The sequence below is a fragment of the Arthrobacter sp. TmT3-37 genome, assembly GCF_054510835.1.
The window spans coordinates 15,712-40,252 of record NZ_JBTNDU010000004.1 but is presented as its reverse complement, the minus strand read 5'-3'; the positions used below and the strand labels follow the sequence as shown (position 1 = coordinate 40,252).

Sequence of the window (24,541 nt, the reverse complement as noted above, 5' to 3'; positions counted from 1 at the left end):
GCCCGCCCCATACTTGGCTGGTGCGGAAATGCCACCCCTCCTAGGAACGGACGATGATGTCGAACAGCTCAGGCGTACAGGGCACGCAGTCGATCCTGCGGCGTAAACCCATCGACAACGTCGAGGACGAGACGGGCCGCACCGGCCTCTTCAAGAGCCTCGGCCTGTGGCAGCTGACGGCCATCGGCGTCGGCGGCATCATCGGCGTGGGCATCTTCACGCTGGCAGGGCTCGTCGCCAACGGTGGCGAGGACGGCGCGCCGGTGGGGCCGGCCGTCCTGATCTCCTTCCTGATCGCAGGGCTGGCCAGTGCGGCGGCCGCGCTGTCCTACGCCGAATTCGCCGGCATGATCCCCAGGGCCGGTTCCGCCTACACCTACGGGTACGTCGCCCTCGGTGAGATCATCGGCTGGTTCATCGGGTGGGATCTCCTGCTCGAATACATCGCGATCGTGGCCGTGGTCGCCATCGGCATCTCCGGCTACTTCACCGAGTTCATGTCCGGGATCGGGGTCACCGTGCCCACCTGGATGCAGGGGACGCCGGACACCATCGAGGGTGGCGTGGTCAACGTGCCCGCGATCGTGGTGTGCCTGCTCATCACCTTCATCCTGAGCCGCGGCACCAAGACGTTCGGCCGGTTCGAGCTCATCGCCGTCGGGCTCAAGATCCTGCTCATCCTCGGCATCGTGGGCCTCGGCTTCTTCTACGTGAACGCCGACAACTACTCTCCGTTCCTTCCCTCCGGCTTCGGCGCCGTCTTCACCGGGGCCGCCACCGTCTTCTTCGCGGTCTTCGGGTACGACGCCATGAGCACCGCGGCGGAGGAGGCCACCGACGGCAAGAAGCACATGCCGAAGGCCATCCTGCTGTCGCTCCTGATCGCGATGGTGCTGTACGTCCTCGCGACCCTCGTCCTCACCGGCATGCAGAACTACACGGACATCAGCCCGACGGCGGGCTTCGCCTCCGCCTTCCAGTCCGTGGGCCTGCCGGTCGTCGCGACGATCATCTCGGCCTTCGCCGTGATCTCCATCCTCACCGTCATGCTCACATTCCTGCTCGGCGTCACCCGCGTGTGGTTCTCGATGAGCCGCGACGGCCTCCTCCCCGCCTGGTTCTCGACGACGGACCGGAACGGCACGCCGCAGCGCGTCACCTGGATCGCCGGCACCGCCGCGGCGCTCCTCGCCGGGGTCTTCCCCATCCGCGCCGTCGCCGACCTCACCAACATCGGCATCCTCGCCGCGTTCATCGTGGTGTGCATCGCCGTGATCGTGCTGCGCCGCACGCGCCCCGAGGTACCCCGCACCTTCCGGTTGCCGCTGATGCCGATCGTGCCCGCCTTCGGCGTCCTCGCGTCGCTGTTCCTGATCCTGCAGCTCCACTGGGAGACCTGGCTGCGCTTCGGCGTGTGGCTCCTGATCGGGCTGGCCCTCTACTTCCTCTACGGCAGGAAGCATTCGCTCATGAACCCGGACAGTCCCCGCCACGCCCTCCTCAAGCGCGACGCATAGCCTCTTCCGGCACCGGAGGGAACGGGCCCGCCGCATCGTCACCAAGATGCGGCGGGCCCGTTCGTTTCCTATCCTCGACAAGGGCCTGCCGCGTTCCCGCGGCCGGCCTCCACACCGAACAGATGAAGGATCAGCACACCCATGGACCTCTTCCGGACCAAGTCCATCGAGCAGTCGATCAGGGACTCCGACGAAAAGGGACACGGCCTCAAGCGGTCCCTCAACACCTGGGACCTCATGATCATGGGCGTCGCGGTCGCCGTCGGCGCCGGCATCTTCTCGGTGGGTGCGCAGGCGGCGGCGTTCAACGCCGGTCCGGCCGTGACCATCTCCTTCGTGCTGGCGGCGATCACATGCGCCCTCGCGATCATGTGCTACGCCGAGTTCGCGACGGCGCTGCCCGTCGCGGGCAGCGCCTACGTCTTCACCTACGCGACGATGGGCGAGCTGCTGGCCTGGATCATCGGCTGGAACCTGATCCTCGAACTGCTCATGGCAGCGGCCGTGATCGCCAAGTTCTGGGGGGTCTACCTCTCGGATCTCTTCAGCGTCCTCGACCTCGACATCCCCGCGGAGATCAGCCTCCTGGGGCTCGACCTCACCTGGGGGCCGCTGCTGATCGTGGCGATCTTCACGGCCGTGCTCATCTACGGGACCAAGCTCTCCGCCCGGGTCAACAGCGTGTTCACCGTCATCAAGATCGGCATCGTGCTGTTCGTGATCGTCGTCGGCTTCTTCTACGTCAGCCCCGAGAACTACGCGCCGTTCGTGCCCGCCTCCGAGCCTGCCGCCGAGACCGGTTCCGACTGGGCGAACCAGCCCTTCCTCTCCTTCCTGAGCGGCGCCTCCCCGGCGGCCTTCGGTTTCACGGGCATCATCTCGGGTGCCGCCCTCGTCTTCTTCGCCTTCATCGGGTTCGACGTCGTCGCCACATCGGCGGAGGAAGTGAAGAACCCCAGCCGCACGCTGCCGCGCGGCATCTTCGCGGGCCTCGCGGTGGTCAGCGTCCTCTACATCCTGGTGACCCTCGTGGTCACCGGCATGGTCTCCTACAAGGAGCTCGGCGCCTCGGGTGCGCCGTCGCTCGCCACCGCCTTCCAGCTCGTGGGCGCCGACTGGGCCGCGGGCATCATCTCGCTCGGCAGCCTGATCGGTCTGACCACCGTGATCATGGTGCTGCTCATGGGACTCGCCCGCGTGATCTTCGCGCTCAGCCGCGACGGCCTCCTGCCGCGCGGGCTCAGCCGCACCTCCGACAAGCACGCGACGCCGGCACGCACCCAGATCCTGTGCGGCGTCGTCGTCGCCCTGCTCGCCGGGTTCACGCAGGTGGAGGTGCTGGCGGAGATGATCAACATCGGCACGCTGTCCGCCTTCATCACGGTCAGCCTGGGGATCATCGTGCTGCGCCGGAAGCGCCCCGACCTCCGGCCCGCGTTCCGGGTCCCGTTCGGCAAGGTCATCCCGATCGCCTCGGCCGCCCTGTGCCTGTACCTCATGTTCAACCTGGCCACCATCACCTGGCTGTTCTTCGCCGGCTGGCTCGTGGTCGGCTTCGTCATCTACTTCGCCTACGGCAACCGCCACTCCCGTCTGCGGTCCGCGCAGCGCGTGGACGCCTAGCAGCAGGGGTCCGGGCCCGGGCCCGGTCCCGGGAACCCGGCGGTGCGGGGTATGCGCCGGCGGGTCGGACGCGACATGATGGTGCCCCGGCAGCAACAGCTCCGGGGCACCCGCGCACCAGCAGAGCAGAGGAACCCGCCATGTCCCAGGACCCCTACCCCAGCGAGCTCCCCTACTCAGGCCGCCATTCGAGCCCGTACGACGGCGGTGCGTACGGCAGCCAGGGCGGCGCTCCCTACCCGCCCACCCAGCCCTACCAGGGGGGCTACCAGCCGGGACCGTACCAGTCGTCCTACCAGTCGATCGAGGGCGAGAAGGCGGCACAGCTCTCCCTGATCCTCGGCATCGTGGGCCTGTTCGTGGCCGGGATCGTCCTGGGGCCGCTGGCCATCTGGCAGGCGAGGAAGGCCGAACGCCTCGGCGTGCCCGCGACGGCGGGGAAGGTGCTCGGCTGGATCAACGTCGTGCTCTACGGCCTCGCCATCCTGTTCGGGATCCTCCTGGTGGTCCTCATGTTCGCCGGATTCGCGGCCACCTCCAGCTACAGCACCTGAGCCGCTAGAGCGTCGGGAAGCGGCGGGTGGACTGCTCGCCGGCCTCGACCAGGTGCGAGTTCGGCCCGGTCCCCACGATCAGGGGATCCGGTGTGCCGACAACGTCGACATCCTTCTCGTCGTAGTCGAGGACCGACAGGACGTAGCGGAGTGCCTCGATCCTCGCCCGCTTCTTGTCGTTGCTCTTGATGACGGTCCACGGCGCGTCCGCGGTGTTCGTGTAGAAGAACATCGCCTCCTTCGCCTCGGTGTAGTCGTCCCACTTGTCGAGCGACTGCAGGTCCATGGGGCTCAGCTTCCAGCGGCGCACCGGGTCCGAGTGGCGCTGGGCGAAACGCCGCCGCTGTTCCTCTCGGGACACGGAGAACCAGAACTTGATGAGGAACGTGTCGCTGCGCACGAGCATGCGTTCCACCTCCGGGGCCTGCCGCATGAACTCGAGGTACTCGGTCGGCGTGCAGAACCCCATGACCCGCTCCACACCGGCGCGGTTGTACCAGGACCTGTCGAACAGGACGATCTCGCCGCCCGAGGGCAGCACGGAGACGTAGCGCTGGAAGTACCACTGCGTCTGTTCCTTCTCGCTGGGCTTGTCCAGCGCCACCACGCGCGCCCCGCGGGGATTGAGATTCTCCGTGAACCGTTTGATCGTGCCGCCCTTGCCGGCGGCGTCGCGCCCTTCGAACAGGATCGCGACCTTGGCCCGGTTCGCCCTGACCCACCCCTGCATCTTGAGCAGTTCGATCTGCAGCGCCCGCTTGGTCTTCTGGTACTCGCGCTCCGTCATCCGGGTGTCGTACGGGTAGTCCTCGCGCCAGGTGGGCAGGTCCGGATGCGGCAGGAGCACGTGGTCGTCGCCGTCGCCGTTCCCGCCGGGAGTCGGCACGGGGACGGGCGGCGGCTCGTCGGCGCCCTCGCTCCCGGCGGAGACCGCAGCGCGGTCGGCGGGAGCATCGGTCGGCTCGTCGGTCAGTTCGTCCGTGGGTTCGTCCGTGGGTTCTTCCTCGGGCTCGTTCGCAGCCCCGGCCGCCGTTCCTGGTCCATCGGTCATTCTCTTCTCTCCTGCCCGTCGACGGTCCATCGTCGCAGACGGACCTGGGGACGGGACGGGAGGAGGCAGGACCGGAGGCCCGGTGGACGGATCGACGGCCTGCCGGTATGCGGCTCGCCCGCGGAGCGGGAATCCCGCTGGACGTGGACGCCGTGGGACATGGATACCGTGGACCGGGGACGCCGCGGACCGGGAATGCCGCGGGCACCGCCCGGGTTCTAGGCGGTGCGGACAGAGCAGTGCAGGAACACCCGAGCAGGAGGACAGGATGAGCACCACCACCCGGACGGCCGAGGAACGCTGGGCGCGTTTCCGGGAGGCGCGCAACGCGGCGCTCGCTGAGGAGCACGGCTGGCTCTCGCTGACGTCCTTCCAGTGGCTCGGCCCCGAACCCGCGGAAGTGGAGCAGGTCCCGGGGCTGTGGTCCGCGACGGATGACGGAGCAAGCCTCACGGCCTCCGCCGCCGACGGGCTGATCGGGCTGCCGGGCGGGCACCGGGTGGACGGCACGATCACCGCTGTCCTCGACGACGAGGAGTCACTCCTGTGGGTCTCGCACGGCGGGTCCACGGGACACCGGATCGTGGTGGAACTCGCCCGCCGTGCCGGCCGCTACGCCATCCGGACCAGGGATGCGGAATCACCGACGGCGACCGGCTTCGAGGAGGTCCCGGTGTTCGGCTACCGCCCGGACCTGGTGGTGGAGGCCCGCTTCGAGCCGTACGACGAGCCGCGCGAGGAACACATCAGGACCGCGCATGACGAGGTCCCCGGCGCCACCACGCTCGTGGGCGACGTCGTGTTCTCGCTGCCGGGTGACGCCCGGGAGTTCCGGCTCGGCGCCTCCCAGGAGGAGGCCGGGGGCCTCTCCATCACGTTCCACGACAGCACCAACGGATCGGCGACGGCCGACTGGCGGAAGGTCGCGACGCGCCGCCCGCGCCCGGACGGCACGGTGATCGTCGATTTCAACAGGGCGATCAACTATCCCAGTGCCTTCACGCCCTACGGCACCTGCCCCATGCCCGTCGATGCCAACAGGCTGGAGGCGGCCATCGAGGCGGGGGAGAAGAACCCGCTCTCCTGAGGAGCAGGACGCCGCCGGCGCCGGCACGGCGTAGAGGACCGTCCGGGAGCCAGGGGCCCGCACACCGCACGTGCGGACCGGCATCTGTAAGGTGGCGGCATGGTGATCGAGATCCGGCCGGCGACGGTGTTCGAGGACATCTCCACGATGGTCGGTCCCAAGCGGCCCGACGCCACTGTGTGCTGGTGCCTGAGCTACCGGATCCCGTCGACGCTGAATCTTGCACTCCGCGGCCCCGAACGCGGAGCTCTCGTCAGGGAACTCGCAGCACAGGACCCTGCACCGGGAGTGCTCGCATACGACGGTGACGACGTCGTGGGATGGGCAGCCGTGCACCCCCGTGCCGCCACGAGCTTCGCCCGGAACCGCAGGATCCCTCGCGTGGACGACAGTGATGTGTGGTCGATCTGGTGCATCAGGGTCCGCCCGGGACACCGCGGACAAGGCATCTCGCACCACCTGCTCAGCGGCGCCGTACAGTTCGCCCTCGATCACGGAGCCCCAGCGATCGAGGGATACCCGGTCGACAACCAGGGCCGGAAAGTAGACCTCACGATGGCCTACGTAGGAACCCGCGCACTGTTCGAACGAGCCGGCTTCACCGAGTCCGCCGTCACGAGCTCGGTCATCAACGGGTTTCCGCGCCTCCTCATGCGATACGAGCCGGATCAAGCCGGCGAACACTGAGCGCTCGACCTGGACTACCGGACCTGGACCGGGACCTCGACCTCGACCCGCCGGCATCCCGGACAGGGAGTCCTTCGGAGCCGTCGGTCGTACGGCCGCGGCCCGTGGCCTCGTGCGAACCTCGTCACTGCCGAGGGCAGCTTGTCTTCAAGTACTTGAAGTTCCTATCGTTGATGGAGTGAGCGCACCGACGGTCCGAAAGACGTACACGATCAAGGAGACGGCGGCCCTGACGGGGCTGCCGGCGAGCACGCTGCGCTATTACGAGTCCATCGGCGTGATCACTCCGATCTCCCGCGGCGCGAGCAGCAAGCACCGGATCTACACGCCGGAGGACCTCGATCTTCTGACCTGGGTCTCCTGCCTGAGCGCAACGGGGATGTCCGTCAGCGACATGCGCCGCTACATCGGGAACGGAGCACTCGGGGCTGCTGCTGCCCCGGAGCAGATCGAGTTGTTGAAGGCCCAGCAGGAACACCTGGCCGTCGAAGCGAGATCCATCGCCCTGCGCGAACGCTACGTCGCACTGAAGATCGACTACTGGCAGGCCGTCCAGGACGGGGACGATTCCAGGGCCGCGCACCTGGCGGACGAAGCCCGCTCCCTGGCCGACGATCTCAAGAAGACCAGGAAGCAGTAGGCACGGCGCCACCGCCGAAGGGCTTCACGGCCACAACGCCCTTATGCAAGCGGACGAACACGGCCGGCCAGCCGCAACCAGCAACCGAACACCCCACAAGGAGAAACCCATGCCCACCACAGTTCACGCCTACGCCTCGCCCTCCGCTGACGGCGACCTCGCCCCTACCACCATCGAACGCCGCGACGTCGGTCCCCACGATGTCCTGATCGAGATCAAGTACGCCGGCATCTGCCACTCCGACATCCACACCGTGCAGGGCGACTGGGGTCCCCAGCCCTACCCTCTGGTACCCGGGCACGAGATCGCGGGCATCGTCGCCGAGGTCGGCTCCGAGGTGACCCGGCACGCCGTCGGCGATCGCGTCGGCGTCGGCTGCATGGTCAACTCCTGCGGGGAGTGCAAGAACTGCACGGCGGGCGACGAGCAGTACTGCGTCAACGGGATGGTCGGCACCTACGGTGCCACCGACCGCGACGGGACCGTCACCCAGGGTGGCTACTCCACCCACGTCGTCGTCACCGAGGACTTCGTGCTCAGGATCCCCGAGGGCATCGAGCTCGACGCCGCCGCCCCCCTGCTCTGCGCCGGCATCACCACCTACTCACCCCTGCACCGCTGGGGCGCCGGCCCGGGGAAGAACGTCGCCGTGATCGGCCTCGGCGGCCTCGGTCACATGGCCGTCAAGATCGCGCACGCCATGGGCGCCGAAGTCACCGTCCTCTCACAATCCCTCAAGAAGCAGGAAGACGGCCTCCGTCTGGGCGCCGACCACTACTACGCCACCAGCGACGAGACCACGTTCACCGATCTGGCCGGCTCGTTCGATCTCATCATCAACACCGTCAGCGCCAGCATCGACATCAGCGCCTTCCTGGGACTCCTGACGGTCGACGGCGCTCTGGTCAACGTCGGCGCGCCCGCCGAGCCGCTGCCGGTGAACGCCATGGCGCTCATCGGAGGTCGCCGTTCGTTCGCCGGCTCCATGATCGGCGGCATCGCCGAAACACAGGAGATGCTCGACTTCTGCGCCCGGAACGGCATCGGCGCCGAGATCGAGGTCATCCCCGCCGAGAAGATCAACGACGCCTACGAGCGTGTGCTCGCCTCGGACGTCCGCTACCGCTTCGTCATCGACGCCGCCACCTTCGCCTGACCACAACCCGCCCGCGCAGTCCAGGAGACCACCGGCACCGTCCAGCAGGCAGGTCGCCGGCCCACCATCCTCGATGGAGGACGCCGACAGTCGTCGGAACTCAGCAGCCCATTCCTGCTCAGGGAGTGGGCTGCTGTTCCGGGTTCCAGGGTGGTGCAGACGATCGGCTCGCGACCGGCACTTCAGGGACGCCTCCGCGTCGTCCGCCGGTGACCTTCCTGCGCTTCGTCCTCCGCCGTCCTTCCGGGTGAGCGCGGAAGTCGGCAGGGCGGCGGTTCCGCCGCACAATGGTGGTGTGACCGATCCGATGGACGCCCTGATCCCCCGGCCCCGGCAGGAGCCCGCTCCCGGGGCTGTGCACGTCCCCGGCTGGCTCGACCTCGATCGCCAGCGGGAACTCGTCGGGCTCTGCCGCACATGGGCCAGCGGACCGGTCCCGATGCGGAGGGTGACGATGCCCACCGGCGGGGTCATGTCCGTGCGGAGCGTGAGCCTGGGCTGGCACTGGCTGCCGTACCGCTACAGCCGCACCGCGGACGACGCCGGTGGCGGGGCCGTCGCGCCGTTTCCCGAGGTGCTGCGCACGCTGGGACGGGACGCCGTGGACGCCGCGTACGGCGACGGGTCCGGCGCGTCCTACGAACCGGATGCCGCGCTGGTCAACTACTACGACGACGCCGCGAAGATGGGCATGCACCAGGACCGCGAGGAGCGCGTGAACGCGCCCGTGGTGTCCCTCAGTCTGGGCACCACGTGCGTCTTCCGCTTCGGGAACACGGAGAACCGGAACCGTCCGTGGCAGGACGTGCACCTGGCGTCCGGAGATCTCTTCGTGTTCGGTGGCCCGTCACGGTTCGCCTACCACGGGGTCCTCAAGACGCTGCCCGGGAGCGCCCCTGCCGGCATCGGGTTCGAGGGCCGGCTCAACATCACGCTGCGGCAGACCGGGCTCGGCTAGCTCCCGGAGAGGATGATGCCCCGCGCATAGGCCGCCTGCCCCGCGTGCTGCACGGCATCGTCCACCACACTCACGAGCCGCACGAGCAGCGTGACCGGTGGGTCCCACTGCTCGTCGACGATCCTTCGCAGGTCCTCGTCGGTGAGGCCCGCGACGAGGCGCCGGGAGCGCTCGTGGACGGCATCGAAGTAGTCCAGCAGCTGTTGCGCCGACCCGACCCGCACGGCGTCGACCTGATCGGTGGAGTGACCGTAGCCGGTGTCCTCGCGATCGAGATGCAGTGCCCACCGATCGGCGTAGCCGTCGGACAGCCACGCCTGCTCGTGCCCGAAGGCCTCGGCGAAGTGACTGTCCTCGACGCGCGTGAGGTGCCAGACCAGCCAGGCGATCGAATTGGCCGAGCCGCCCGGGCGGAGGGACAGCTGCTCGGCGTCGAGGCCCTCCACAGCGCCGCGCACCAGGTCGGGCAAGCGCCCGAAAGCCTCCGAGAGGACCTCGACCGGCGTCACGGACGCTCCTGCCCGGCCACGGCGGCCCGCGATGCCAGCAGCAGCCTGAACCGTCGACGCTGCCTGGCCGGGATGAGGGAGAGGAACTGCGGGTGGGAGGCCAGGAACTCCTGCGCCTCCGGGCAATAGGGCATGACGGCCAGGCGGCGACGATGCGCGTTGAGCAGCACGGCCTGCATCAGCACCGGCTCGAGGCCCGTGCGGCGGAACCTGGGGTCCACCACGGAGTGCAGCAGCAGGACGTCCCCACCCCGCATCTCGTACTGCACGTAGCCGGCGAGAACGCCGTTGCGGTACAGCTCGAACCGGGAGAACAGCGCGTTGTCACGGAACTTCTCCCGGGAATCGTCCGCTGCCCCGTGCCGCTCGGCCTGGCGTTCACGCCGCTCCAGCTCCTCGACGAGGAGGTCGTAGCGTTCCCGCATCGGAAGGGACGGGTGGTCGGTGTCCAGGGCCTGGTACGTGCGGTTGCACAGCATGCGCAGCTGGCGCGTCGACACCTCGGCGAGGTCCTGCGGGAAGTCCGCGTCCGAGTCCTGCGGAACAGCGGTGAGATGCGCTCGCCGGAGGCCCCAGGACGGCGTCTTCCCGTCCTGTCGTGCGGTGGGATGCTCGAGTACGTGCGGAAGGTGTTCCATCGTCAGCTCCACGTCCGGTGGGTCCACGGCCTCCTGCTCGACCAGTTCCAGAATTCTAGGTGACCTGCGCCCTATTGCAAAGCACAGCAGACTGTCAATGGCCCTACCTCTCGCTGTGGATACCCGACTCCCGGTAGAAGCCTTCGATATGATCCTGCACCAGCTCCGCGGCGTGCTCCCCACGCCCCTCGAGCACCGCGTCGAGGATCGCCCGGTGCTCCCGGCGCAACCGCTGGGACGTCGCGCCCCACTCGGGCAGTCGCGCGGTCAGCCGCTGCGTGTAGTCCTCGATCGATCCCCGGAGGGATCCCATCATCGCGCCCACCAGGACGTTGCCGGCGGCCTCCGCGAGCGCCACGTGGAAGAGCGCGTCCCGCTGCAGGAAGCCGGCGGGACCGTCGTCGTAGCGGTCCATCTCGTCGAGCAGCCGTGCCGCGCGTTCGAGGGACGGTGATCCCGGCGACGCATGGGCCGCCGCCCAGGTCTCCAGCAGGAGCCGCGTCTCCACGATGTCCTTGACCGGCAGGTGGGCGCTCGCCACATGGAGCCGGAGGGCGGAATCGAGGGCGAGCGACGGGTTGCCCGTGATCACGGTGCCGGCCTGCGGCCCGGACCCCACTCCGGCGCGGACGACGCCGAGCGCCTCGAGGACGCGCGTCCCCTCTCGGACGGACGCACGGGAGATCCCCAGCCGCTCCGCCATGGTGCGCTCGCCGGGCAGCCGCGAGCCGATGGCCAGGCGGCCGGCCGCGAGTTCCTGCTCGAGCCATGCCGAGACCACCTGGTGCGTGCGCATGGCGCCAGCATAGCTTGTGTGGTCTGACCACAGCCCGTAGGATCTGCGATCAGACCGTCCGGCCCGACGACGAGCAGAGGCAGACCATGCAGACCCCTTCCCGCGCATCCGTCCCTCCCGCGCTCAGGCGCCGGATCCCCAGAGTCGCGGATCTCGCCCCACTGATGCAGTTCAAGAAGCCGGAGTTCGGCGCCGCGGCCCGACTCCAGCGGGCCAACACCGTCTGGGACCTCCGCGACATGGCCAAGCGCCGCACGCCGACGGCTCCCTTCGACTACACGGACGGTGCCGCCGAAGCCGAGATCTCCCTCGGCAGGGCCCGCGAGGCGTTCCTCGACCTGGAATTCCGTCCCGGCATCCTCCGTGACGTCCGGACCGTCAGCACCGTGACGCCGATCCTCGGCAAGGACTCGGCCCTGCCGTTCGGTATCGCCCCCACGGGCTTCACGCGCATGATGCAGTCGGAGGGCGAGTACGCCGGATCGCAGTCCGCAGAAGCCGCAGGCATCCCGTACACGCTCTCCACCATGGGAACGGCGTCCATCGAGGACGTCGCACAGGCAGCCCCGAACGGGCGCAACTGGTTCCAGCTCTACCTGTGGACGGACCGCGACCGCTCCATGGAACTCATCGCACGTGCGGCCGCCGCCGGGAACGACACCCTGATGGTCACGGTGGACACCGCCGTCGCCGGCGCCCGGCTCCGCGACGTCCGCAACGGCATGACCATCCCGCCGGCGCTGACGCTGAAGACCGTCGTCGACGCGTCGTACCGCCCCGCCTGGTGGTTCAACTTCCTGACGCACGAGCCGCTCTCGTTCGCCTCGCTCTCCCGCTATTCCGGCACCGTCGCCGACCTCATCAACTCGATGTTCGACCCCACCCTCACGTTCGAGGACCTCGACTGGCTGCGCAGCGTCTGGAAGGGCAACCTCGTGGTCAAGGGGATCCAGACCCTCGACGACGCCAGAAAGGCCGTCGACCACGGAGCGGACGGCATCATCCTGTCCAACCACGGCGGCCGGCAGCTCGACCGCGCGCCGGTCCCCCTGCACCTCCTGCCGCGCGTCGCCGCCGAGCTCAAGGGCAAGACGGAGATCATCCTCGACACCGGCATCATGAGCGGCGGTGACATCGTCGCGGCGCTGGCCCTCGGCGCCGACTTCACCCTGATCGGGCGGGCCTACCTCTACGGGCTCATGGCGGGCGGGCGCAAGGGCGTGGACCGCACCATCGAGATCCTCGGTACACAGACCGCCCGCACCATGCAGCTCCTCGGCGTCAACCGCATCGAGGACCTGACCCCCGACCACGTCCGGCTGCTCGGCGACGCGACGGCCGACGTGAAGCTGCCCGACGCCGCCATGACCCTCTGACGGCCGGACGGGTCCGTCACCGGGTGCCCCTTCCGCGGGCCTCCGCCTGCTGTTCCCGGCCGAGTTCCACGAGGCGGTCGTCGTCCGTCCGGTTGCCCTTCAACTCGATCGCGACACCCTCGACCTCCTCGGCGATGGCGCGGACGGCGTCCACCGGAGCCAGGGAGGAGTGCACCTCCGGCAACTCCGGCAGAACGGCGATGCCCGCGCCGCGAACACTCCCGCCGTCGGTCCCTGGCGCGTGTGCTGATCCAGCGAGTGGCCGCTCCGCCTCGAGGGTGCCGCTCGCGTGGCGCACGCAGAGATCCGCGACCTCCCTCGCATGCGCGTGCATGACGGAGTGCGCCGCACCTTCGATCTCCACGACCGGAGCCCCGCCGAAGGCCCGGCCCAGCCTCGTCACCCAGGCCGGCGGGCACACGGCGTCGTGCTGGCCGCGGATGATGAGCGTCGACGAGCGGACCCGGGTGGCCGTGGTCTCGATCGGGTACGACATCATGCGCGGGAGGATCTTGAAGAACCAGCCGAACCCGCACGTCAGGTAGGCGACGACGGCAAGCAGTTTCACGCGGGCCGGCTCATGGAGGCTCGCCCGCAGGAACCGGAAGGCCTGGACGGCCGTGGCGCGCGCCGCATCGTCCACGACGGGGCTGATGAGGACGAGGGTCGAGAGCCGGGGCCGGGACGCGGCGAGATGGGTGCAGATCTGCGTGCCCATGGAGTGACCGATGACGACGGGATCCTCCAGCCCGAGATCGTCGATGGCCTTGCCGACGAGCTCCGCGAACTGTCCGATCGACATGGCCCTGCGTGCATGCGGGACGCCGCCGAAACCGGGCAGATCGAGGGCGAAGACAGGCCCGAACTGCATCAGGTGCGGCGCGAGCTGCTCGAAGTAGTGCGATGACACACCGAGGCCGGAGACCAGCACGAAGGCGCGCTCACCGGCCTCACCGACGGAGCTGACGCGGGCCCACACGCCGCTCCCCTGGATCCTCCGGACCGTGATGTCCGGGCCCTGCTCCGTTCCTCGTGAAATCGCCACGCCTCATTCTGTTGTCGGAGGCGGGGAAAGCCTCGGTCGCGGTCTATTATTCATCCTGTGGTCCTGCCTGGGGCGGGTCCGGAAAACATAAGTCTGGGGAGACGAATATGAAGCGTGGGCGGATGCACTATCCGTTGCGTTACAGGCGCGCGCGGTCACTGCTCTACGCGATCGGCCTGTTCTGGCTGTGGCTCTGGTTCGGCAGCGCTGCATCGCTGGAGGTGCTCTACGGTTCGCCCGTGCATGCGGCCCTCGCGATGTACGGTCTCGCCGTCGTCATCCTGGTGTCGATTCCCGCCGCCCTGCTCGCGGTCATCCGGATGGTCCTGACGCGTCCCCGCCGGGACGCCGTCGTCGTCGAGCTCCCTGTCGCGTCGCGGTCGCGCCGACCGCTCGAAGCCACGCACTGGTGGTACGACGAGAAGGCTTCCTGAGCATCCCCCAACTCCGTTCCGCATGACGGCGCCTCCCGCGGGAAACGCCGCCGTCGTCCCGGGGCCGCGGGTCAGCCCTCGCAGTCGCTGCAGTACTGCCGGCCGTCCTTCTCGAGGGCGATCTGGCTGCGGTGCCGGACGAGGAAGCAGGACGCACAGGTGAACTCGTCCTCCTGCGGCGGGATCACCTGAATGAGGAGTTCCTCACCGGAGAGGTCGGCGCCCGGCAGGTCGATGCCCTCGGCGGTGTCGCCGTCCTCGATGTCGACCGACGACGACTGGGTGTTGCTTCCCCGATTCGCCTGGAGCGCCTCGAGCGACTCCGCTTCCTTGTCCTCGTCGTTGTTGCGGGGTGCGTCGTAGTCCGTTGCCATGCCGATGCCGTTCTTCGTGGGGTTCGTTGTGCCGCGGGGCGCGTGCAGCAATCGAGTCTAGTGGGAAATATCGGGCGTACTGCCGGTTCCGGGCCTCCTCACCGTGATGCTTGTCATAGCGTCGGGATCATGCCGTCGCCCCTGGTCCCGCCTCGTGCTGGAGGGGTACAGACCGCGCCCGCGCCGCCCGCCGCGGGGACGCGAAAGTGCTGGACGCGTCCGGGGCGGCGCTGGCACGCTGGGAGCTGTCCGCTTCCCCCGACGACGGGTGCCGCCATCGCTTCGTCCGCCATCCCGCCCGTCCCCGCCGCACGGGACGCCGAGGGCCTCCAGCGCCGGAACGTCCTGGTGGGCGTCCTGTTCGGCTGCGGCCTCATCGCCTTCGTCGACGAGGCCGTCTTCCATCAGCTCCTGCACTGGCACCACTTCTACGACCGGTCCACGCCGGCGGCCGGCCTCGTCTCCGACGGCGTGTTCCACGCGTTCAGCTGGTTCGCGACCGTGGCCTCCCTGTTCCTCTTCGCCGACCTCAGGCGCCGCGGAGCCCTGCGGGCCCGGCGCTGGGTGGGCGGTGTCCTCGTGGGCATCGGCGCGTTCCAGCTGTTCGACGGCCTGGTGCAGCACAAGCTGCTCGACCTGCACGAGGTGCGGTACGGGGTCGACCTGCTCCCCTACGACCTCCTGTGGAACGGTGTAGCCCTCGCCTTTTTGGCCGCCGGGATCCTGGTGCTCCTCGGCACCCGCCGCCGGACGGGCCCGGACGCCGTTCCCCGCCATGGGTGACGATCCGCACCACCTCGGCGAGGCCGTGTCCGGGCACCTTCCGGGAGGGCTCGTCGGGCTGGTCCTCGGCACCGCCGTCGTGCTCGTATGGCTCGGGGCGGCCGCGGCGTACCTGCTCGCCGGCCGCGCCGCCGTCCTGCGCGGACGGACCGGATGGCCTCCCCGCCGGTCCATGGCCTGGCTGGCCGGCACGGTGCTGGGGCTGGCCGTCACGGTGGGCCCGCTGGCGCAGGCCGCCGGCCGCAGCTTCACGGCGCACACGGCAGTCCATCTGGCCCTCGGCATGCTCGTCCCCCTGCTGCTCGTCCTCGGCGCTCCGGTGAGCCTGTTCCTCCGCGCCGTCCCCGTGTCCGTCGGGCGGCGCTTCAGCCGTCTCGCCGCCTCGGTTCCCGTGCGGCTGGGCACCCATCCGGCGGTCGGCACCCTCCTCGCCACCGTCCCGATGGCACTCCTGTATCGGGACGGGGGCGCCCTCGACCTGCTCCACCACCCGGTGCTCGGGCCGCTGCTGCACGTCCATTTCGTGATCGCCGGGTGCATCTTCACCTACGCCGTCGTCGGAACGGACCCGAACCCGCACCGGGCGCCGGCGTGGCAGCGCGGCGCGGCGATCGTCACGGCGATCGCGGTCCATGGCATGGTGGCGAAGCACCTGTACGCCGTCGGCGGCGAGGCCGGCCCGCCGGAGGTGGAGCAGGCGGCCCAGCTCATGTACTACGGCGGCGATGCCGTCCACGCGCTCCTCCTCGTGGTCTTCTGCGCACAGGTCTACCGGGCCGGCGGACGGCGCCTGGACCGGCGCACGGCTTCCCCGGCATCCCCGGCATCCTGTGTAGCCTTGCCGGAGCGGGCGGGTAGCCCGGCGCCCACCGAAGGATGACCATGCAACGCTTTCCACCCCTCGCGGGACTGTCCCTGGCCGCCCTGCTCGCGGTGGCCGGCTGTTCGTCACCCTCACCGTCACCGTCGCCATCACCGTCCGCGGAGGCGGACGGGACGACGACGGACGGGACGACAACGGCGGACGACGGATCCCGCACGTACTCCTCGGAGGAACTCGCGGCGATCCTGGACACGGTCACCGAGGCGGACGGCGCCGCCCTGCAGGTCCTCCCTACGAACCAGATCGACCAGGGCATGGACCAGGCGCGCCGGTTCCTCGAGTCGGTCGTGATCACGCCGGAGGAGTGCGCGGTGTTCGCGTTCAACACCCTCGAGGTGCCCGAGGACGCCGGCTACGCCACGGGGGTCTCCGGCGCCGGTGGCGACGCCGTCCAGACCATCGTCTCGGCGTCGTCGTCCGCGGATGCCGCGTTCTTCCCCGGTCGCATCGACGCATCGTCCGCCGCACTGCGGGCATGCTCGTCCTTCACCGTCGAGGCACAGGGCGTGGTGATCGACCAGACGGTCCAGGACGTCGACGCGGCGACGGACGCCGACCGGAGCTTCGGGAACCTGACGCTGCAGTCCTCACCGGACGGCGCCCGGCAGGAGACGATGACCGTCATCGGGACGCGGGGGAGCCTGGCCGTGACAGCTGTGCGCACCGCCAGAGACGCCCTACCCCAGGGAACGCAGGACGAACTCCAGGACCTGATCGACGAGACGCTCGCCGCCGCCGCCGCTGGGTAGCGTCGCCCGGTCCGGGACTCGGACTGCGCAGGGACCGGCAGCAGCACACCTCCGAAACGGACACCTCGCGGTGGTGTGGAGCAATCCGAAGTGGACAGGGCTATGTCAGTCCGCATATAACTAGTTTGTCGAACTAGTTGACAGTGGGGTTCGTATTCTTCATGAAAGGGCGAGCATGACGCAGACAATCAGTGACACCCTGGGCGCAGGAGACACCGCCGTCGGGGCACCCCTCCACTGCGGGGAGCCCATGACCCTGCGCGAGACCTCCTACACCGGCTCCTCCTACGGCATGATCCCGCAGGCTCCGGCCGGGTTCGACGTCGAACTCGTGTGGGCCTGCTCGTGCGGTTTCCAGCTCTCCCACGAGGAGCCGGCCGAGCTCGCACACCCGCTGCCTCCCGCCCTGCGCCGTGTCGCGGCGGCCGCCGCCGACCTCGAGTCGATGCAGTGGCAGCTCGACCAGCTCGCGGGGGAACTCGAGTGCGCCGTGCTGCAGGCCGCCGACGCGGGCGCACCCATCGTCGACATCGCCGACGCCGCGCACCTCGAGCCGGGCGAGGTGCAGCAGCTCGCCTCGGGCGGTCACCTCCTCGTGGACGCGAGCTAGCCGGCCTCCCCGGGCCGGCAGCCGCCCTGCTCCACCCGATCGCCGTACCGAAGGGCAGGACCGCATGAAGGAACCCGACTGGGTCCGGCACGTGATCTGGTGGCACGTGTACCCGCTCGGTTTCGTCGGTGCGGAGAAGACCGCGACGACCGATCCGGCAGCCGCCCATCGCCTGCTGGACCTGGTGCCCTGGCTCGACTACGCGCTGGAGCTCGGCGCGTCCGGGCTGGCGCTCGGGCCCGTGTTCGCCTCGGAGACCCACGGCTACGACACCACCGACTACTTCCGGATCGATCCGCGGCTCGGCACGTCGGAGGACTTCGACACCCTCGTCGCCGAAGCGCACCGCCGCGGTCTGCGGATCCTGCTCGACGGAGTCTTCAACCACACCGGGCGCTCCTTCGCCGCGTTTCAGGACGTCCTCGCCGACGGCCCGGGAGCAGCGACCGCCCCATGGTTCCTCCTCGACTGGCCCGACGGTGCCGGGGCCGGCACCGAGCCGGGGTACCGCGACTTCGAGGGCCACCACCACCTCGTGGCGCTGAACCACGACGAACCGACCGTGGTGGACTTCGTCGCCGGGGTCATGGAGTACTGGCTCGGTCGCGGGGCGGACGGCTGGCGGCTCGATGCCGCCTACGCCGTCCCGGCCCGGTTCTGGGCCGAGGTCACCACGCGCGTCCGGTCGTCCCACCCCGAGGCATGGTTCGTCGGTGAATACATCCACGGCGACTACGGGTCGGAGATCCGGGCCGGCGGGCTCGACTCCGCCACGCAGTACGAGCTGTGGAAAGCCGTCTGGAGCTCGCTCAACGACGCGAACCTCTTCGAACTCGCCGCGGCACTGGAGCGCCACAACGCGCTGCTCGGGAGTTTCGCCCCGCTCACCTTCATCGGGAACCACGACGTCACGCGGATCGCCAGCAAGCTCGTCGACCCCGCCCTGCTCCCCCACGCCGTCGTCGTCCTCCTCACGGCCGGCGGCACCCCGTCCATCTACTACGGGGACGAGCAGGGCTACCGTGGGATCAAGGAGGACAGGGCAGGGGGCGACGACGACATCCGGCCGCTCTTCCCACCCTCCCCGGGTGACCTCTCCCCCGTCGGCAGGCCCACCTACGAGGTCCACCAGGAGCTCATCGGCATCCGCCGCCGGCATCCGTGGCTCCACCGTGCGACGACGCAGGTGCTGCAGCTGTCCAACGAACTGCTGGTCTACCGCGTCGCGGCCGACGGCGACGCGCCACTCGTGGTCGCGCTCAACCTCGCGCCGGACACCCGGTCGGCAGAGACCGGCGGCGCCGTCGCCGTCCTCGCCGGACGGGCGACGGTCGAGTCCGGCACGCAGCGGATCCTCCTGCCGCCCCGCGCCTGGGCCGTCCTCGGCTGACCCGGTCCCTCGCAACGGGACGGCTGGTCCGCGGAGGGCGGCCAGGCCTGCCACGAGTGGATAATGGGACGACACATCCGCTGCAGAGGAGGTCGCATGGGTCCGGAGGACGCGCCGAGGGACATCGACACGACCGATTTCACCCCGTGGCCGCGACCGGTCCCGGCGCACGTCCTCAACGGCGTGAAGAAGCTGCTGCTCGTCGCCGCGATCCTCGTGGGCGTCCAGCAACTGCTGCCGTCCACGAGCATCGGATCCTCGCTGAGCAGCACCTTCACGCTGCTCGTGGTGATGTCGTGGCTGGGACCGCTCGCCCGGATCCTGGCGGCACGACCGTGGGCGCGGAAGGCTCCCGAGGAGTAGGTCACCGGAGCCGGCCATCTCCGCCACGACGAGAGAAGCGGGGCTCCCAGGAACAGAACCCCCGCTTCGTGTTCCGGACCGTGGAGCTTAGGGGAATCGAACCCCTGACCTTTTCATTGCGAACGAAACGCTCTACCAACTGAGCTAAAGCCCCGGACACCACTTCCGAACACCAACACTCTACCCAAGAGAAGGGCCGAGGCCCAAAGTCACGCCGGGACGGCCTCCGCTCCGGAGTGTCGGCACGCGGGCGTAGTCTTCTTCCCATGTCCAGCAACCCTCCGGCGGAGGCTCCTGCCCCGCTCCAGAACGACGACGTCAGGCCCTGGCCGGCCCTGTGGTCGCTCGTCATCGGCTTCTTCATGATCCTGGTCGATTCGACGATCGTCTCCGTCGCCACCCCCGCCATCATGGAGGGACTGGGAGCCGGCATCGACAGCGTCATCTGGGTGACGAGCGCCTACCTGCTGGCCTACGCCGTCCCGCTGCTCGTGACCGGCAGGCTCGGCGACCGGTTCGGGCCGAAACGCATCTACCTCGTGGGCCTCGTGGTCTTCACCCTCTCGAGTGCCTGGTGCGGTTTCTCCGGCACGGTCGAGGCGCTCATCATCGCGCGCGTCCTGCAGGGCCTCGGCGCCGCCCTGATGACCCCGCAGACCATGTCCGTGATCACGCGGATCTTCCCGCCGGAGCGCCGCGGTGCCGCCATGGGGCTCTGGGGATCCGTCGCCGGCATCGCCACGCTCGTCGGGCCCGTGCTGGGCGGCCTGCTCGTCGACTCCGCCGGCTGGGAGTGGATCTTCTTCATCAACGTCCCGGTGGGCGTCGTCGGCTTCATCCTCGCCGCCCGCCTCGTCCCGGTCCTGCCGACGACGTCCCACCGGTTCGACATGCTCGGGGTGTTCCTCAGCGCGGCCGGCCTGTTCTGCCTGGTCTTCGGGATCCAGGAGGGCGAGACCTACGACTGGGGCACCATCGCCGGCCCTCTCTCCGTCTGGTCCCTCATCATCACGGGCCTCGTGCTGCTCGTCGCCTTCGTGGCCTGGCAGCGCTTCAACCGCGGCGAACCCCTGGTCCCCCTCAAGCTGTTCCGCGACCGCAACTTCTCCCTCGCGAACACCTCCATCACGGCCATGGGCTTCTCGATCACCACCATGACGCTGCCCCTCATGCTCTACGCCCAGACGGTCCGCGGCCTCTCGCCCACGCAGGCGGCCCTGCTGCTGACCCCGATGGCCGTCATCTCCGGCGTCCTCGCCCCGTTCGTCGGCAAGTACGTGCAGCGCAGCAACCCCAAGTACATCGCCATCGCGGGCTTCGCCGGGATGTCCGCCGCGCTGTTCTGGCTGGGCTCCATCCTCACGGTGGACGTCCCGCTCTGGCAGCTGCTGCTGCCCATCTCGCTGCTCGGCCTCTCCAGTGCCGGCATCTGGGCGCCGGTGTCGCTGACGGCCACGCGCAATCTCGCTCCGTCGCTCGCGGGCGCCGGCTCCGGGGTCTACAACACCACGCGGCAGATGGGCGCCGTCCTCGGCAGCGCCGCGATCGCGGCCGTCATGCAGTCGCACCTCCTGGCCAACCTCGGTGGAGGCGGTATCAGCACCACTCCGGGGACGGCCCTCCCCGACGAGGCCAAGGCCGGCTATGCGCTGTCCATGGGGCAGTCGCTCTACCTGCCGGCGATCGTCATCATCCTCGGCTTCGCGGCGGCCCTGTTCTTCGCGAGACCGCAGCAGAACCGGGTCTGGGAGGGCGACGCCGGGGCCGCGGGTGGGAGCCCGTCCGCGGCGGACCGGCCTCGGGAAGCGACACCGGCCGACTCCTGAGCTGTTGCCTCGGGGAACTACCGGTAGTCTTCTGCCATGGCCGATGAGACGCAGGACACAGCGAAGGACACGGAGACCGCCGCGGCGAAGGAGGTGTCGGACGACTTCGCCGTCCGGGAGCACACCTCGCCGTCGGGTCTGAAGTACACGACGACGACGGGACGCCTCGTACTGCGGCGCGAGGAGACGAAGGACGGCAAGGCGGACGGCTTCAAGCCGAAGGCCGAGATCTTCCTCGTCGCGTACACGAAGCAGGACGCCGAACCGGACCGGCCCGTGACCTTCGCCTTCAACGGCGGACCGGGCTCGGCCTCCGTCTGGCTGCACCTGGGCCTGCTGGGTCCGCGTCTCGTGGAATCCGGTGACGTCGGGACCATGACGCCCGCCCCCTTCGGACTCGTCGACAACCCCGACAGCCTGCTCGAATCCAGCGACCTCGTGATGATCGACCCGGTCAACACCGGATTCTCCCGGGTGGTGGCGGGCGAGAAGGCCGACGAGTTCCACGCCTTCGTGCAGGACCGCGACCTCGTCGCGGAGGTCATCCGGCTGTGGACCACCCGCAACAACCGCTGGCTCTCCCCCAAGTACCTCGTCGGCGAGTCGTACGGCACCCTCCGCGCCGTCGCGGTGGCCGGACGGCTCTTCGACGCCTACGGCATGGCGGTCAACGGGCTCGGTCTCATCTCCACGGTGCTCAACATGTCCACGCTGCGGTTCTTCCCCGGCAGCGACCTGCCGTACGCCCTGCACCTGCCGACCTACGCCGCCATCGCGCACTACCACGGCCGGCACGGCGACCGGGAACTCGCCGACGTGGTCCGTGAGGCCGAGGAGTACGCGGCCAGGGACTTCGGCTACGCCCTGACGCAGGGCAGCCGGTTGACCCCGGAGGAACTCGACGAGGTGGTGCACCGGCTCCACACCATCACCACCCTCGACGAGGGCTTCATCCGCCGCACGAACCTCCGCTGGGCCTACCACGAGTTCGCCGCCGAGATCCTCCGCTCCGAGGGCCTCGCCGTCGGTCGCATCGACGGTCGCTTCGCCGCGAAGCCCGCGAACCTGCAGTCGTCGGACTCGTTCGACGACCCGAGCATCCGGGCCATCACGGGGCCGTACTCCGCAGCCATGAACCACTACGTCCGCGCCGAGCTCGGCTACGAGAACGACCTTCCCTACGAGATCCTGACGGCCCGTGTACAGCCCTGGAGCTACCGGACGTTCGAGGGCGCCCCCGTGGACGTCTCGGGCGTCCTCGAACGCCTCCTCGTCCACAACCCCGCCCTGCGCGTCCACGTGGACTACGGCTACCACGACGGCGCGACGCCCCACTTCGCCGCCGAGTACGTGTGGGCGCACATGAACCTCGACGACGCCACCCGTGCCCGGTTCACCCACCACTACCACGAGGCCGGTCACATGATGTACCTCAACCCGGTAGCACGCGACACGCAACTGCGCGCCCTCCGGGCCTTCGTCACGCAGGAGCGGACCGGCCGGGAATAGTAAGTAGGATGATGAAGACGGTCGCGGCGACAGCCGCGACGGCCCCTACCTTAAGGACTCGACCATGCTGAAAAGGATCCTCTGGGCCCTGGTGCCCATCATCGCCTCACGCGTGCTGAACAACCGCCGCGGCGGGCAGCCCCGGGCCAACAAGACGCGGTACAACGGCAAGTACGGCAGGTAGCAGCGCGCCGCGGGCGGGAGGACCGACGATCGCACTCCGTGACGAGGCCGGCTTCGCCGACATCCGTTCGTACGCCGCCATCGGTGACGGGCGGACGGTGGCGCTGGTCGCCCTCGACGGCTCGATCGACTGGTACCCCACGCCCGACCTCGACTCCACGCCGACGTTCGCCCGCCTGCTGGACGCCGACGAGGGTTTCATCTCCCTCGCCCCCACGGCGGAGTTCTCGGTGGAGCGCCGCTACGCGGACGGCTCCAACGTCCTCGAGACCACGTACACCACTGCCACGGGCACTGTCCGCGTCACCGATTCCCTGAACACCGGGGTCGCGGGCAGGTTGCCCTGGGGCGAGCTCGCCCGCCGCATCGACGGGCTGGACGGATCCGTGGACATGGCGTGGTCCGTCGCGCCGGGCACCTGTTTCGGCACGGCGTCGCCCTGGCTCGACGAAGGGCCGGAGCACCCGGTGCTGCGCATCGACGCGGTCGGGCTCGGAGTCCTCGGGATCGACCACGGACTGAAGACCCCCCAGGGCCGATCCGTCGAGGGAGCCTTCACCACCTCCGCGGGATCCCGCCATCTCGTGGCCGTCGTCTCGACGCACGGGGAGCCGCTGCCGCTCCCGGACCCCCAGAGCATCGACGACGGCGTGGACCGGACCATCCGCAACTGGCAGACGTGGTCCGACAACTTCGGGTACGACGGCGACTACCGGCACGCCGTGCTGCGCAGCGCCCTGGCCCTGAAGCTGCTGCTGCACAGTCCGTCCGGAGCCATCGCCGCTGCGGCCACGACGTCGCTCCCCGAGAGTGCGTCCGGCGGCAAGAACTGGGACTACCGCTACGCCTGGGTCCGGGACACCGCCTATACGCTGCACGCCCTCACCCGCGCGGGTCTTCGCGAGGAGGTCCACGGAGCCGTGTCCTGGATGCTCAAGAACCTGCGGTCCCAGGGATCGGACCTCGAGGTGTTCACGCGCCTGAACGGCGACACCCCCGACGGCACGCGACGCCCCGACCTCACCGGCTGGCGCGGCAACGGCCCGGTGGTCGACGGCAACCCGGCGGCAGGGCAACTGCAGCTGGGCGTCTTCGGCGACGTGTTCGACATCGTCTGGCAGTACGTCCAGGCGGGCCACGTCCTCGATCCTGCGACGATGCGACAGCTCGCCGACCTGGCCGACCTGACCTGCGATGTCTGGCAGCGACGCGACGCCGGGATGTGGGAACTGCCGGAGGAACGCCACTACGTCACCTCGAAGCTCGGATGCTGGAACGCGCTGCGGTGCGCCGTGCTGCTCGCCGAACGAGGCCAGCTCCAGGGCCCCGTGGAGCGGTGGACCGCCGAGCGCGACCGCATCCGCGACTGGGTCCACGAGCACGGCTGGTCCGAGGAGCGGCAGAGCTACATCTGGTATCCCGGATCCACGGAGCTTGACGCCTCGATCCTCCTGCACGCCATGAGCGGCTTCGACACGGGCCCGCGGATGTCGGCCACCATCGACGCCCTGCGCGAGGAACTCGGCGCAGGACCACTGCTCTACCGCTACAGCGGGATGCAGGAGGAGGAGTCGACCTTCGTGGCGTGCGCCTACTGGCTGGTGTCGGCGCTCGTCGCCGTGGGCCGCCGCGACGAGGCCGTGGACCTGATGGAGGAGCTCCTGCCGCTGGGGAACGACGTGGGCCTCATGTCCGAGATGATCGACCCTGCCGACAACTCCTTCATGGGGAATCTCCCGCAGGGGCTCAGCCATCTGGCCCTGATCGTCGCCGCCCTGTCCATCTCCGGCAAGTCCTGAG

Annotated in this window: 25 protein-coding genes and 1 tRNA gene; 19 read left to right on the top strand and 7 right to left on the bottom strand. The window is 69.4% G+C overall.

Annotated features, from left to right (window positions below; genetic code table 11):
* Positions 1-56 precede the first annotated feature (56 nt).
* From ACX80U_RS07185 to ACX80U_RS07175, 3 genes are all read left to right on the top strand, one after another.
* Positions 57-1,517: an amino acid permease gene (locus ACX80U_RS07185; RefSeq protein WP_208739918.1), complete on the top strand. Its 1,461-nt coding sequence runs from the start codon at positions 57-59 to the stop codon at positions 1,515-1,517.
* A gap of 141 nt (positions 1,518-1,658) precedes the next feature.
* Positions 1,659-3,140: an APC family permease gene (locus ACX80U_RS07180; protein ID WP_459267922.1), complete on the top strand. Its 1,482-nt coding sequence runs from the start codon at positions 1,659-1,661 to the stop codon at positions 3,138-3,140.
* A 140-nt stretch (positions 3,141-3,280) separates the two neighbouring features.
* A complete protein-coding gene (locus ACX80U_RS07175) occupies positions 3,281-3,694 on the top strand; it encodes a DUF4190 domain-containing protein (RefSeq protein WP_459267921.1) in 414 nt (137 codons plus the stop codon).
* Between the two features lie 4 nt (positions 3,695-3,698).
* Here ACX80U_RS07175 and ppk2 read toward each other — a convergent pair whose 3' ends face one another.
* Complete coding sequence (gene ppk2 / locus ACX80U_RS07170; RefSeq protein ID WP_459267920.1) at positions 3,699-4,745, bottom strand: polyphosphate kinase 2; 1,047 nt, start codon at positions 4,743-4,745, stop codon at positions 3,699-3,701.
* 268 nt (positions 4,746-5,013) lie between these two features.
* Here ppk2 and ACX80U_RS07165 point away from each other — a divergent pair, with 268 nt between their 5' ends.
* The 5 genes from ACX80U_RS07165 to ACX80U_RS07145 all read left to right on the top strand — a co-directional run bounded on the left by ACX80U_RS07165 (position 5,014) and on the right by ACX80U_RS07145 (position 9,273).
* Positions 5,014-5,832, top strand: a complete 819-nt coding sequence (locus tag ACX80U_RS07165) for a DUF1684 domain-containing protein (RefSeq protein WP_459267919.1) — start codon at positions 5,014-5,016, stop codon at positions 5,830-5,832.
* Positions 5,833-5,931: 99 nt separating this feature from the next.
* The gene (locus tag ACX80U_RS07160; RefSeq protein ID WP_208739232.1) at positions 5,932-6,519 is read left to right on the top strand and encodes a GNAT family N-acetyltransferase; all 588 of its coding nucleotides are present in this window, start codon (positions 5,932-5,934) and stop codon (positions 6,517-6,519) included.
* Positions 6,520-6,697: 178 nt separating this feature from the next.
* Positions 6,698-7,159 carry a MerR family transcriptional regulator gene (locus ACX80U_RS07155; RefSeq protein WP_459267918.1) on the top strand — a complete coding sequence of 154 codons (462 nt, stop codon included), beginning with the start codon at positions 6,698-6,700 and terminating at the stop codon, positions 7,157-7,159.
* A gap of 109 nt (positions 7,160-7,268) precedes the next feature.
* Positions 7,269-8,315, top strand: coding sequence for an NAD(P)-dependent alcohol dehydrogenase (locus tag ACX80U_RS07150; RefSeq protein ID WP_208739231.1), 1,047 nt, complete (start codon positions 7,269-7,271; stop codon positions 8,313-8,315).
* Between the two features lie 307 nt (positions 8,316-8,622).
* Entirely contained in the window at positions 8,623-9,273 is a 651-nt protein-coding gene (locus ACX80U_RS07145) for an alpha-ketoglutarate-dependent dioxygenase AlkB (RefSeq protein WP_133081602.1), read from the top strand.
* Here the strand turns inward: ACX80U_RS07145 and ACX80U_RS07140 are convergent.
* From ACX80U_RS07140 to ACX80U_RS07130, 3 genes are all read right to left on the bottom strand, one after another.
* Positions 9,270-9,782, bottom strand: coding sequence for a mycothiol transferase (locus ACX80U_RS07140; protein ID WP_459267917.1), 513 nt, complete (start codon positions 9,780-9,782; stop codon positions 9,270-9,272). The two genes, ACX80U_RS07145 and ACX80U_RS07140, sit on opposite strands and share 4 nt — an antisense overlap.
* Positions 9,779-10,447, bottom strand: coding sequence for a GNAT family N-acetyltransferase (locus tag ACX80U_RS07135; RefSeq protein ID WP_459267916.1), 669 nt, complete (start codon positions 10,445-10,447; stop codon positions 9,779-9,781). Before ACX80U_RS07135 ends, ACX80U_RS07140 begins: the two co-directional genes overlap by 4 nt.
* A gap of 76 nt (positions 10,448-10,523) precedes the next feature.
* Complete coding sequence (locus ACX80U_RS07130; RefSeq protein WP_459267915.1) at positions 10,524-11,216, bottom strand: FadR/GntR family transcriptional regulator; 693 nt, start codon at positions 11,214-11,216, stop codon at positions 10,524-10,526.
* Between the two features lie 86 nt (positions 11,217-11,302).
* Here ACX80U_RS07130 and ACX80U_RS07125 point away from each other — a divergent pair, with 86 nt between their 5' ends.
* On the top strand, positions 11,303-12,592 hold the full coding sequence (locus ACX80U_RS07125; RefSeq protein WP_459267914.1) for an alpha-hydroxy acid oxidase: 1,290 nt from the start codon (positions 11,303-11,305) through the stop codon (positions 12,590-12,592).
* Between the two features lie 16 nt (positions 12,593-12,608).
* On the opposite strand, the gene ACX80U_RS07120 is transcribed toward ACX80U_RS07125, so the two are convergent.
* A complete protein-coding gene (locus ACX80U_RS07120) occupies positions 12,609-13,637 on the bottom strand; it encodes an alpha/beta fold hydrolase (RefSeq protein ID WP_459267913.1) in 1,029 nt (342 codons plus the stop codon).
* Positions 13,638-13,759: 122 nt separating this feature from the next.
* Here ACX80U_RS07120 and ACX80U_RS07115 point away from each other — a divergent pair, with 122 nt between their 5' ends.
* Entirely contained in the window at positions 13,760-14,071 is a 312-nt protein-coding gene (locus ACX80U_RS07115) for a hypothetical protein (RefSeq protein ID WP_208739042.1), read from the top strand.
* Between the two features lie 71 nt (positions 14,072-14,142).
* On the opposite strand, the gene ACX80U_RS07110 is transcribed toward ACX80U_RS07115, so the two are convergent.
* On the bottom strand, positions 14,143-14,445 hold the full coding sequence (locus tag ACX80U_RS07110) for a DUF4193 domain-containing protein (RefSeq protein ID WP_133081453.1): 303 nt from the start codon (positions 14,443-14,445) through the stop codon (positions 14,143-14,145).
* A 129-nt stretch (positions 14,446-14,574) separates the two neighbouring features.
* Between ACX80U_RS07110 and ACX80U_RS07105 the strand changes: the two genes are divergently transcribed.
* The 6 genes from ACX80U_RS07105 to ACX80U_RS07080 all read left to right on the top strand — a co-directional run bounded on the left by ACX80U_RS07105 (position 14,575) and on the right by ACX80U_RS07080 (position 19,223).
* Positions 14,575-15,228 carry a DUF2243 domain-containing protein gene (locus ACX80U_RS07105; RefSeq protein ID WP_459267912.1) on the top strand — a complete coding sequence of 218 codons (654 nt, stop codon included), beginning with the start codon at positions 14,575-14,577 and terminating at the stop codon, positions 15,226-15,228.
* Complete coding sequence (locus tag ACX80U_RS07100) at positions 15,221-16,108, top strand: cytochrome c oxidase assembly protein (RefSeq protein WP_459267911.1); 888 nt, start codon at positions 15,221-15,223, stop codon at positions 16,106-16,108. Before ACX80U_RS07105 ends, ACX80U_RS07100 begins: the two co-directional genes overlap by 8 nt.
* 2 nt (positions 16,109-16,110) lie before the next feature.
* Positions 16,111-16,860, top strand: a complete 750-nt coding sequence (locus tag ACX80U_RS07095) for a hypothetical protein (RefSeq protein ID WP_459267910.1) — start codon at positions 16,111-16,113, stop codon at positions 16,858-16,860.
* Between the two features lie 175 nt (positions 16,861-17,035).
* Positions 17,036-17,470 carry a hypothetical protein gene (locus ACX80U_RS07090; protein WP_459267909.1) on the top strand — a complete coding sequence of 145 codons (435 nt, stop codon included), beginning with the start codon at positions 17,036-17,038 and terminating at the stop codon, positions 17,468-17,470.
* A gap of 64 nt (positions 17,471-17,534) precedes the next feature.
* The gene (locus tag ACX80U_RS07085) at positions 17,535-18,860 is read left to right on the top strand and encodes an alpha-amylase family glycosyl hydrolase (protein WP_459267908.1); all 1,326 of its coding nucleotides are present in this window, start codon (positions 17,535-17,537) and stop codon (positions 18,858-18,860) included.
* 96 nt (positions 18,861-18,956) lie between these two features.
* Positions 18,957-19,223 (top strand): hypothetical protein, encoded by a 267-nt coding sequence (locus ACX80U_RS07080; protein ID WP_208739037.1) that lies wholly within the window; start codon positions 18,957-18,959, stop codon positions 19,221-19,223.
* Between the two features lie 81 nt (positions 19,224-19,304).
* Here ACX80U_RS07080 and ACX80U_RS07075 read toward each other — a convergent pair.
* Positions 19,305-19,377: transfer RNA gene (locus ACX80U_RS07075), tRNA-Ala, on the bottom strand.
* A 112-nt stretch (positions 19,378-19,489) separates the two neighbouring features.
* Here ACX80U_RS07075 and ACX80U_RS07070 point away from each other — a divergent pair.
* The 3 genes from ACX80U_RS07070 to ACX80U_RS07060 all read left to right on the top strand — a co-directional run bounded on the left by ACX80U_RS07070 (position 19,490) and on the right by ACX80U_RS07060 (position 24,540).
* The gene (locus ACX80U_RS07070) at positions 19,490-21,049 is read left to right on the top strand and encodes a DHA2 family efflux MFS transporter permease subunit (protein ID WP_459267907.1); all 1,560 of its coding nucleotides are present in this window, start codon (positions 19,490-19,492) and stop codon (positions 21,047-21,049) included.
* Between the two features lie 36 nt (positions 21,050-21,085).
* A complete protein-coding gene (locus ACX80U_RS07065; protein ID WP_459267906.1) occupies positions 21,086-22,558 on the top strand; it encodes a S10 family peptidase in 1,473 nt (490 codons plus the stop codon).
* Positions 22,559-22,770: 212 nt separating this feature from the next.
* Complete coding sequence (locus ACX80U_RS07060) at positions 22,771-24,540, top strand: glycoside hydrolase family 15 protein (RefSeq protein ID WP_459268097.1); 1,770 nt, start codon at positions 22,771-22,773, stop codon at positions 24,538-24,540.
* Position 24,541: the final 1 nt, after the last annotated feature.

What these genes read in the sequence shown, in the direction of transcription:
- ACX80U_RS07185 (WP_208739918.1), top strand. Translation starts at nt 57, where the DNA reads ATGTCGAACAGCTCAGGCGTACAGGGCACGCAGTCGATCCTGCGGCGT.
- ACX80U_RS07180 (WP_459267922.1), top strand. Translation starts at nt 1,659, where the DNA reads ATGGACCTCTTCCGGACCAAGTCCATCGAGCAGTCGATCAGGGACTCC.
- ACX80U_RS07175 (WP_459267921.1), top strand. Translation starts at nt 3,281, where the DNA reads ATGTCCCAGGACCCCTACCCCAGCGAGCTCCCCTACTCAGGCCGCCAT.
- ppk2 (WP_459267920.1), bottom strand. Translation starts at nt 4,745, where the DNA reads ATGACCGATGGACCAGGAACGGCGGCCGGGGCTGCGAACGAGCCCGAG.
- ACX80U_RS07165 (WP_459267919.1), top strand. Translation starts at nt 5,014, where the DNA reads ATGAGCACCACCACCCGGACGGCCGAGGAACGCTGGGCGCGTTTCCGG.
- ACX80U_RS07160 (WP_208739232.1), top strand. Translation starts at nt 5,932, where the DNA reads ATGGTGATCGAGATCCGGCCGGCGACGGTGTTCGAGGACATCTCCACG.
- ACX80U_RS07150 (WP_208739231.1), top strand. Translation starts at nt 7,269, where the DNA reads ATGCCCACCACAGTTCACGCCTACGCCTCGCCCTCCGCTGACGGCGAC.
- ACX80U_RS07145 (WP_133081602.1), top strand. Translation starts at nt 8,623, where the DNA reads ATGGACGCCCTGATCCCCCGGCCCCGGCAGGAGCCCGCTCCCGGGGCT.
- ACX80U_RS07130 (WP_459267915.1), bottom strand. Translation starts at nt 11,216, where the DNA reads ATGCGCACGCACCAGGTGGTCTCGGCATGGCTCGAGCAGGAACTCGCG.
- ACX80U_RS07125 (WP_459267914.1), top strand. Translation starts at nt 11,303, where the DNA reads ATGCAGACCCCTTCCCGCGCATCCGTCCCTCCCGCGCTCAGGCGCCGG.
- ACX80U_RS07115 (WP_208739042.1), top strand. Translation starts at nt 13,760, where the DNA reads ATGCACTATCCGTTGCGTTACAGGCGCGCGCGGTCACTGCTCTACGCG.
- ACX80U_RS07110 (WP_133081453.1), bottom strand. Translation starts at nt 14,445, where the DNA reads ATGGCAACGGACTACGACGCACCCCGCAACAACGACGAGGACAAGGAA.
- ACX80U_RS07105 (WP_459267912.1), top strand. Translation starts at nt 14,575, where the DNA reads ATGCCGTCGCCCCTGGTCCCGCCTCGTGCTGGAGGGGTACAGACCGCG.
- ACX80U_RS07100 (WP_459267911.1), top strand. Translation starts at nt 15,221, where the DNA reads ATGGGTGACGATCCGCACCACCTCGGCGAGGCCGTGTCCGGGCACCTT.
- ACX80U_RS07095 (WP_459267910.1), top strand. Translation starts at nt 16,111, where the DNA reads ATGCAACGCTTTCCACCCCTCGCGGGACTGTCCCTGGCCGCCCTGCTC.
- ACX80U_RS07090 (WP_459267909.1), top strand. Translation starts at nt 17,036, where the DNA reads ATGACGCAGACAATCAGTGACACCCTGGGCGCAGGAGACACCGCCGTC.
- ACX80U_RS07085 (WP_459267908.1), top strand. Translation starts at nt 17,535, where the DNA reads ATGAAGGAACCCGACTGGGTCCGGCACGTGATCTGGTGGCACGTGTAC.
- ACX80U_RS07080 (WP_208739037.1), top strand. Translation starts at nt 18,957, where the DNA reads ATGGGTCCGGAGGACGCGCCGAGGGACATCGACACGACCGATTTCACC.
- ACX80U_RS07070 (WP_459267907.1), top strand. Translation starts at nt 19,490, where the DNA reads ATGTCCAGCAACCCTCCGGCGGAGGCTCCTGCCCCGCTCCAGAACGAC.
- ACX80U_RS07065 (WP_459267906.1), top strand. Translation starts at nt 21,086, where the DNA reads ATGGCCGATGAGACGCAGGACACAGCGAAGGACACGGAGACCGCCGCG.